This window comes from Ancylobacter sp. VNQ12 (genome assembly GCF_049445835.1).
Lineage (GTDB): Bacteria > Pseudomonadota > Alphaproteobacteria > Rhizobiales > Xanthobacteraceae > Ancylobacter.
Window position 1 is genome coordinate 1 of the sequence record NZ_JBMSDU010000044.1, and the last position, 8,387, is coordinate 8,387.

Below are 8,387 nucleotides of genomic sequence, written 5' to 3' on the forward strand. Positions count from 1 at the left end.
ATAGTCCTCCAAACAAGCGGGCAGAAAGCTCGCCTGATGACGGTCGGCAGCCTCGATAAAACGTCCCATCTGGCACCTCCGAAGCAGTGCCTAAACATAGCATAATCAAGGGTTTTCACACAGCCTCCGCTCGGCAGCGGACGTCACCACTTCTTTCCCAGGAGGTCCTTCAGCGCCACGTTGTCCAGCATCGCGTCGGCGAGCATGCGCTTCAGCTTGGCATTCTCATCCTCGAGCGCCCGCAGCCGTTTGGCCTCCGACACGTCCATCCCGCCGAAACGGGCCTTCCACTTGTAGATGCTGGCATCACTGACCCCGTGCTTGCGACACAGGTCCGAGACCGGCACCCCGGCCTCGTGCTCCTTCAGGATGCCGATGATCTGCTCTTCCGTGAAGCGGCTGCGCCTCATGTTCTGGTCCTCTCAATGGGCCAGAACGAACTTCAATCTGGATTAGCCAGGAGGGGCAACGTCAGCGGGTCTTGAACGGCATCCTGTGGCGGTTTCGTACGGGATCGCCATGGGCGGAGGTTCCCGAACGCTACGGCCCACCGACAACCTGCTACAATCGCTTCGTGCGCTGGCGAAAGGCAGGGGTCTGGGATCGGCTTCTCGCAGCGGTTTCAGAAGCCTACGACGGCGACATCGTTATGATCGATTCCTCCTGTGTCCGTGTCCACCAGCACGCGGCCACGGGAAAAAGGGGGGTGGGGACGATGGCTGCATGGGACGTTCCCGCGGCGGCCTGACCAGCAAGATCCATGCTCTCGTCGATGCCGAAGGCCGCCCCGTCACACTGCGCTTGACGGCCGGCCAGATTGCCGACTGCACGCAAGGCGAAGCGCTGATCGAAGGCCTCGGCGAGGGCGACATCCTGCTGGCAGACAAGGGTTACGACAGCGATGCGATCCGCGCCAAGGCGGAGCAGAGAAAGGCCTGGGCCAACATCCCACCCAAGGCAAATCGCAAGGGCACCTTTGCCTTCTCGGCATGGCTCTATCGCGAGCGCAACCTCGTCGAGCGCTTCTTCAACCGCATCAAACACTTCCGCGGCATCGCAACCCGATACGACAAGGACCCCGCCAACTATCTCGCCGCCGTCAAACTCGTGGCAGCCCGCATATGGTGTCAGCCGTAATGAGTCTACGGCCTAGCATAGGTCTCGCCAGAGAGATGTCGCTCATATAGCTCGCGCGCGCGTTCATCGAGATCGCGCTGACGGTTCTGTTCACGATCGAATTGGTCGCGCTCTTCAGGGGTCCAAACCTTGTACCTCTCGGTGTTCCGTTGGCGATTGCGGATTCGGACGACGTATCGACCGTCGACAATGGCCCGAATTTCGTAGGAGCCGTTTCTGAATGCGATGATCTCGCCCAGTGACATTCCCAATGCTCCGCCTTGACCGATCCGAACCAGGCTTCATCTGCCCTTCGCGCGCTTCTGCAGTATAATCTATCGTGCGCGAATTGGAACAAATCAGAAACAAAGCTGAAGGGCGATCTTGTTGACCACTGCGGCCACTACCATGTCAGATCGGGGAAAGCACCGAGGACATCCACTATGCCAGATCGTGGGTGGGCAGCTCTACAATCTGCGGGCGCATTGGTTAAGGCGAGAAAGTCGTATGACCATCCGGCCTTAAATGTCGGCAATGGCGCGCATGGCTGACATTGATGATGTCGTTGGTGGCAAGCGAAGGAGGTGTAGTTTCTCAGCAGCGGGTGGGTGTGAGTCGCGGCCGCCACACCCGGCTGGAAAGCTGGGAATCGCGATCCACGGCGGGCTGATTCCGCTGGCCTTAACCCCTAAACTCGTTCTTAACTTGTTCTTGGGGAGAAGGGCCTATCTCTCGGGAGTGCTGTTCGAACGCCGCGAGAGGAATCCTGTGCTGCGATCCTGGCAAACCGATATCTGGAGCTACGCAGCGGTTCGCTGCGTTGAGATGTCATGACGACCGCGCAGCAACTGATTTCCCTCCTCAAGAGCCACGTCGAAGGTGATGATGAGCAGTTCCTGACGATCGCCCTACAGGCGGCCGCCAGCGAGGCGCGCCGGGGCCACGGCAAAGTGGCAATGCAGCTTCGCGAACTTGTAGACGCCGCGCGTGCCAACAGAGAGCGGCCCCCCAAGCGAAGGTCGGCTCCCGTTCCGTTAGCGCAGCCTCGGGGTGACCTCGCAAATCTGATCGCCGTCCGGTATGCGGATGTCAGGCTGTCGAGCATGGTGCTCCCCGAAGCACTTGACGAGCGGCTTCGCCGCGTTCTTCGTGAGCAGCGTCAGAGGCATCGGCTCCTCAGTCACGGGCTCGCACCGCGCCACAAGCTGCTGCTGATAGGTCCCCCTGGTTCTGGCAAGACGATGACGGCTTCGGCCTTGGCAGGGGAGCTGCACCTGCCGCTCTTTACGGTCCAGCTCGACGCCTTGATGACCAAGTTCATGGGCGAAACCGCATCAAAGCTTCGCATGGTGTTCACCGCCATGGTCGAAACAAAGGGCGTCTATTTTTTCGACGAGTTCGACGCCATCGGCGCCCGTAGGGCGGAGCGCAACGACGTCGGCGAGATCCGCCGCATCCTCAACTCCTTCCTGCAGTTTCTCGAGGAGGACGAAAGTGAGGGGTTGGTGATCGCCGCCACCAACCATTCCGAGTTGCTCGACCCTGCCCTGTTCCGCAGGTTCGACGATGTGATCGAGTATGCGCTGCCGAGCGCAGAGGTCGCGAAGCGGATCCTCCAGGCGCGGCTGGCGACATTCGACACCGAAGGGTTGGATTGGGACGCGGTCGTCAGCGCTGCGACGGGGATGAGTCAGGCCGAAATCTCACGGGCTGCGGCTGATGCCGCCAAGCTGGTTGTTCTTGAGGAGCGGGATCGCATCACATTGCGGGATCTCAGAGCGGCCATCGCGGAGCGCAAGGGAGCTGCGCATCGGTAAATGGCAGACGATCCTCTGCGCCCACTCCCGCATGTCTATCTTCCTGGCCATGGTGCAGCACAGGACTACACCGCTCATGCTGGTGGCAGTAACTCCAAGCCGCCGCAGCGCGACAGAGTCCGACATGCTGAGAGATTAACCAGAGCCCTGACGGAGGCGTTGGCTGGCGCCGAAGCACAGCTCCGTGCGCGCGAAGTCGGTCTTGCCGCCGGAACGCCGGGCTTCTATCTCGAATTCGATCTGCCGGCGGTCCACGCCGAGATCGTCGATAAGCTCGAAAACCGGCAGGGGAAGTTCCCGATCGAGCTGGTGAGTGTTCGGCCAGGTAACGCCGACGGCACGACGGTTGCCGCCACGGTCTTCGTACCGGAACAGCAGCGCGAGTATTATCTGAAGAAGGTTGCTGATTATCGGGACAAGGACCGCGTTCGCAGGCGCGAGGTCGACGGTCAGATCATAGAGGAGGCGACCGGTCCAAAGAATGAGGTCCTGGTCGCCTCCATCGAGACCGCGCGACTGGCTGTAGCCCGGTCGCTCTACACCGACGATGAAACATTCTTTCCTCTTCCGGGTGTAGCGATCTGGTGGGAGGTTTGGCTGCGGCTGGGCACGAAAGAGCGCTTCGTCGCCGCGGCGGGACGTCTCACACTGCAAATGCGCGAGCACGCGCTGACCTTTCCCGAGCGAGAAGTTGTCATTGTCCACGGCACGGCGGAGATGCTGGGGCGCATCATCGCTAATACTGACACCATCGCCGAGCTGCGCACGGCGCGCGACACGCCCTCCTTCTTCATAGCCATGGACGGCGCTGAACAACGGGCCTGGGCTGCGGAAACGGCGGATCGGATCGTTGCTCCCGCCGCCGATGTACCGGCCGTCTGTCTCCTCGATTCCGGTTCAACCCGCCGACATCCGCTGATCCGGCCGGGGCTCGCTGCCGTTGATCAACAGGCCTTCAATGCAGGCTGGAACGTCGAGGACGTGAGTAACCAGGCACATGGTGGCCACGGCACCCAGTTGTCGGGTGTGGCGCTCTACGGGGATCTGATCGACGTGCTCGCTGGCGACGGGCCGGTGGCGCTGCGCCACAGGCTGGAATCGGTCAAGGTGCTGCCGGATCACGGCGCCAACGATCCCGATCTTTATGGTGCGATCACCGCGCAATCGATCTCCCGTACCGAGATCGTCGCGCCGAACCGCCCCCGCGCTATATGTCTCGCCATCACCTCGGAAGGCGATCATTGGCGGGGCCGGCCGTCGTCCTGGTCCGCTGCCCTCGATACGCTTGCATTCGGCGCGGACAACGCGCCTCGCTTCATCGCTGTTTCGGCTGGAAATATCCGGGACGACATCCATCGTGACGATTATCCCGCCCGAAACGACACAACGCCGATTGAAAGCCCCGCGCAGGCCTGGAATGTCCTGTCTGTCGGCGCCTTCACCGAAAAGGATACCATCGTCGATCCGCTATTCGCAGGCTGGGAGGCGATGGCAGGCGTCGGCGATATCATGCCGAGGTCCCGCACCTCGGTCAGCTGGAACTACGACTGGCCGCTCAAGCCGGATGTCGTTTTCGAGGGTGGCAATATAGGTGTTGACCCGGCAACCTTGCTTGGAGATCACGTCGATGATCTCGCACTTCTGACCACCTATCGGTTGCCGGAACACCGCGCGTTCACGACAACGGGCGAGACAAGTGCAGCCACAGCGCTTGCGGCTCGCATGGGTGCCCAGATCATGGCCGAGATGCCCGGCCTTTGGCCCGAGACGGTGCGAGGTCTTGTCGTCCATTCGGCTGAATGGACGCCGGCAATGAAGACCCACCTCGGGGCGATCGGTAAGAATGGCGTCTTGCGCCGCTATGGTTTCGGAGTGCCATCCCTCTCACGCGCCCTTGGGAGCCTTCAGAACGACGTGACCATGGTCATTGAGAATGGCATGCAGCCCTTTGCAAGGGTAGCGAGCGCTGTCGAGACCAAGGACCTCGTTGTTCACGAACTGCCCTGGCCGCGGGATGAGCTTGAAGCGCTAGGTGAGACTCAGGTGCAGCTGCGCATCACGCTCAGCTATTTCATCGAACCGAATCCGGGAGAGCGAGGCCGAAGCCGGCGCCACAGCTACGCCTCTCATGGTTTGCGCTTTGCTCTCAAACCGGGTGACGAACGCTTGGACGTCTTCGTCCGCCGTATCAATGCCAAGGCGGGAACTCGGCCTCCGGCGCGGACAGCGGAGACGCGATGGATGCTGGGCCCCAATCTGCGAAATCGTGGCTCGCTGCATGCTGACATTTGGGAAGGCGATGCCGTCGAGCTGTCTCAGCGCGATGCCATCATCGTCTATCCGATCGGTGGTTGGTGGCGGGAGAACCCCGGCTATGGTCGCACTGACACCCGGGTTCGCTACTCGCTCATTGCGACGCTCAGAACCGCAGCCAACATTGATCTGTACACGCCGATCACCACAATGATCGAGCCCGAAATCGTTGTAGAAATATGAGGCAGGGGAGTGCTCTCCCATCGCGATCGAGCTGTTTCACGCAATCGGGCGTCCAGCTCAGTAGCGTGATTTTTTCCCTGGGAGGTAGGTCGTACATTTGTCACGCGTGGCGTCGTCGATCGTGAAGTCGGCCGGCGATTGCCCGCCAAGCTCAGGGCGGGAACTCCGCATCCAGAGATCTGCCCGTGCAGGGTCGATGTAGCGGTTGCGAGCGAGGGCCTCGAGCTCTCGGACGGCTTTATGCTTGCGCTCGCGGGCTTGCTCCTCGATCCTGAGCTGGTCCGCTTTTCGTCCGAGAGCATAGATTGCGTCGCGAAGCCCAGTTTCGCTCCGCGCGGACTCCAGTGGAGACTGGCCGTTCAGAGCCGCATCGCCGGTGCTCAGCCAGATTTCATGACCTTCACCTAGGTCCGCCGCCGCGAGCCTCCTGAGCCGGACTACCCGTGCTTCGGCATCGGCCTTCTCCTTCTCCCGCTTCTCCCGTTCTCTGTCTTCGGCCTCGAGGCGCTTCCTCTGCAACGCGCGCGCAAGCTCCCCCTCACATGGGAGCCCAAGAAGCTCCAGATTGGGGCGAGGCGAAAAGCGGATCCGGGTGCGGATGTTAGACAGTTGATGGCAAAGCGCCGTCCATTCAGGATCGCTGCCGTGAATTGCGTCAGCGACGGACTGTCCACGGCCCGATAGTTCGGCCATGATCCATGCCTCGAATGAGAATTCGCGCGTTTCCTCGTCAGGCAGGCCGAGAAGCTGCTCTGACACGATGCCCCGCATTTCGGCCAGGCGCTTCGCAGGGCGCGCCCGCAACTCCTCCGCCTCGCGAATCCTCTGCCGCAGCAGACCCGACGCCTTCCAAATCTCCGAGGGGACGGAGTGGACAAACCCAAGCTGCTCCAGCTGGTGCAGATAGCTTTCAACGGATTTTGCGGGAGAGGCGAAAGGCAGTCCCGTTTCCTTCAGCGCCTTGGCGATGTCCTCGGAGACCGAACGGAACCGCGAGTCGATCCAACGCCGCCTGACCAGGGCGGCGACGGCCGTTCGCGTTCTGAACGGTTGGGATTTCGATTGCAGCAAGTCGAGGACAATTGCACCTTGCCACTCGGCGAGCGGGACCGTGAAACATCCGCTTCCGTCGACGGGGAGGTTGATCAGAGCATCCAAGCCATCCTGGCGCAGGATAGCCTCGCACTCCCCACCACCCCCCTCGCGAGCCGGAAGACGGTGCCGATAATTTCGACGGTGCTCGTCTATGGACTTTTGCCGATCCTCGGCACGTTGGCGCGCCCTCTCCGACAAACGGTCCCGGGCAGCGGGCTCGTGCGGATTGTAAAGCCAGATCCTGGGAGCGTTGTAGAGGATGACGTCGGCCAGCTCATCCAATGCTCGATCCCGGTAGGCGGACAGGTCGACCTCGATCGCCCCGATGTTCATGGTCCGGATGCGCGTGATTTTCACGTCATCGCAGGGGTGGGTGACTTTGAACTCCACGATGAGGCGCCGATCCCGCAGCACCAGGACAACGTCCGGTACAATCGACTCATCCTTGGTTTCAAGAATGGCCTCGTCGAATCCGAGTCTCGTTGCCCGCACCACGACTTCGGTATCGTCCCGATTCGAAACGAGGAGCTCGGGAAGCGCAATCTCCAGTCGCTCGTCCAGGACCTGTTTCGCGAACTTGTGGAGGGCCGTTTCGCCCGCGGACGTGCACGAACCACCGTCGCGATCAACGTGATGTGCGAAGTGGTGTGCTTGCAGGTCCCCCTTCTTTGCAACCATTCGCCGGTCGCAGCCGGGGCATTGGCATTGGCAGGCGAGTCCCGACGGCACGTCGTCGATGTGTCGAAGTGAACCGTCAGCGGCTTCTGCAACCAGAACGCCGCCTTGCTCCGTACAATCGAAGAGCTGACCAAGCCGTATGCGTGTCATGCGTCCACCACTCCCTCGCGACAAGACGCTGGAATGAGCCATGGAGCGACTCGCCATGGGCTGCGAATGTCGGATCCATCGGGTCTACCGGTTGTCCATCGCGACATCTTCGAGGTACTGATGCCACCCGTACATGTCCTCAATCGGCTCGGCCATGAGGTCCTCCAGCTGGTCGATCTCCCTCCTGATCCGGTCAAAGCTCCCCAGCACGATGGACGCCTTGCGTTTCGTGCGGATCGATGTCGCCTGCTTTCGCCAACTGTTGAAAGGCAAAACTGGGTGGTTGGGGGTCCAGTTCGGTAGAAGGCGCGCGTTGACGTCTTCAAGGACCCTCGTTCCCCGCGCCATCGCGAGCTGCTCATCATCGAGTGGCTTCGGCTCGAGACCCTTCGCCTTCAGCTGCTTATCGTGATCGCGGCGATGGCGGCGAATTGCCGTCAGAGTATCGGCCTCGAGTTGGACCGTCCGCAGGGTCGCAGTAGGATCATCCGCCCCTGAGCGTCCCCTCGCGATAATGCTGAAAGATGCCTCAGCTTCGTCGACTCTGGCGAGAAGGTGCCTACTTAGGGCCTGCGCGATGGGCACCGGCGGCGGCGGACACTCGGCAACCCATCGGGCGCGCAGCCCCGCAATATCCACCTTCGCACCGTAGCGTTTCGCGGTCGCCAGCTCCGGCAAGAGGCGCCGCGCGGCGTCTGTGATGATCTCAGGCTCCCAACGCAGGTGGCGTTGAGTGCCGAGCAGTGGCTCAAGCAACTCGGCGGCGAAGTGGAAATACAGGTGGGCGAGCGGGCCGATGACCGGATCGTCGCGCAGGCCGACATGGTAAAGTTGGTTCCTGTAGCCGTGCAGGGTCGTGATTGCCTGAGCCTGCTCAGCCGGGATATGGCCGAGGTCCTGGAGGAGCCGTAAGCATCCGGCGAGGGCCGCGCTGTGGCAGCTATGGCGTCTGGCAGTTTCGCATTTGCCAGTTCCATGGCAGCAGTTCGGCGAGCCGGTTCTGCGGCGTCCCGGCGATGCGGTCGAGCACATCGG

At 61.6% G+C, this 8,387-nt stretch carries 6 protein-coding genes and 2 pseudogenes; 4 read left to right on the forward strand and 4 right to left on the reverse strand.

The genetic code is table 11. The features are described from left to right. Nucleotides 1-149: 149 nt before the first annotated feature. A pseudogene (locus ACO2RV_RS24705) lies at nucleotides 150-410 on the reverse strand (transposase); the annotation flags it as partial. 62 nt (nucleotides 411-472) lie between these two features. On the opposite strand from ACO2RV_RS24705, the pseudogene ACO2RV_RS24710 reads away from it, so the two are divergent. Continuing rightward, a pseudogene (locus ACO2RV_RS24710) lies at nucleotides 473-1,137 on the forward strand (IS5 family transposase); the annotation flags it as partial. Nucleotides 1,138-1,142: 5 nt separating this feature from the next. On the opposite strand, the gene ACO2RV_RS24715 reads toward ACO2RV_RS24710, so the two are convergent. After that, nucleotides 1,143-1,382 (reverse strand): hypothetical protein, encoded by a 240-nt coding sequence (locus ACO2RV_RS24715; protein WP_423296860.1) that lies wholly within the window; start codon nucleotides 1,380-1,382, stop codon nucleotides 1,143-1,145. A gap of 564 nt (nucleotides 1,383-1,946) precedes the next feature. Here ACO2RV_RS24715 and ACO2RV_RS24720 point away from each other — a divergent pair. Next, nucleotides 1,947-2,933: an AAA family ATPase gene (locus tag ACO2RV_RS24720; RefSeq protein WP_423296861.1), complete on the forward strand. Its 987-nt coding sequence runs from the start codon at nucleotides 1,947-1,949 to the stop codon at nucleotides 2,931-2,933. After that, entirely contained in the window at nucleotides 2,934-5,429 is a 2,496-nt protein-coding gene (locus tag ACO2RV_RS24725; protein ID WP_423296862.1) for a S8 family peptidase, read from the forward strand. 57 nt (nucleotides 5,430-5,486) lie between these two features. On the opposite strand, the gene ACO2RV_RS24730 is transcribed toward ACO2RV_RS24725, so the two are convergent. Together ACO2RV_RS24730 and ACO2RV_RS24735 are read right to left on the reverse strand one after the other, a co-directional pair. Then, the gene (locus tag ACO2RV_RS24730; RefSeq protein ID WP_423296863.1) at nucleotides 5,487-7,352 is read right to left on the reverse strand and encodes a hypothetical protein; all 1,866 of its coding nucleotides are present in this window, start codon (nucleotides 7,350-7,352) and stop codon (nucleotides 5,487-5,489) included. 84 nt (nucleotides 7,353-7,436) lie between these two features. After that, nucleotides 7,437-8,030 carry a hypothetical protein gene (locus ACO2RV_RS24735; RefSeq protein ID WP_423296864.1) on the reverse strand — a complete coding sequence of 198 codons (594 nt, stop codon included), beginning with the start codon at nucleotides 8,028-8,030 and terminating at the stop codon, nucleotides 7,437-7,439. A 51-nt stretch (nucleotides 8,031-8,081) separates the two neighbouring features. On the opposite strand from ACO2RV_RS24735, the gene ACO2RV_RS24740 reads away from it, so the two are divergent. Next, nucleotides 8,082-8,264, forward strand: a complete 183-nt coding sequence (locus ACO2RV_RS24740; RefSeq protein WP_423296865.1) for a hypothetical protein — start codon at nucleotides 8,082-8,084, stop codon at nucleotides 8,262-8,264. Nucleotides 8,265-8,387: the final 123 nt, after the last annotated feature.

Excerpts from the sequence above, each read along its gene's own strand:
- ACO2RV_RS24730 (WP_423296863.1), bottom strand. The coding sequence starts at position 7,352 with ATGACACGCATACGGCTTGGTCAGCTCTTCGATTGTACGGAGCAAGGC.
- ACO2RV_RS24715 (WP_423296860.1), bottom strand. The coding sequence starts at position 1,382 with ATGTCACTGGGCGAGATCATCGCATTCAGAAACGGCTCCTACGAAATT.
- ACO2RV_RS24720 (WP_423296861.1), top strand. The coding sequence starts at position 1,947 with ATGACGACCGCGCAGCAACTGATTTCCCTCCTCAAGAGCCACGTCGAA.
- ACO2RV_RS24725 (WP_423296862.1), top strand. The coding sequence starts at position 2,934 with ATGGCAGACGATCCTCTGCGCCCACTCCCGCATGTCTATCTTCCTGGC.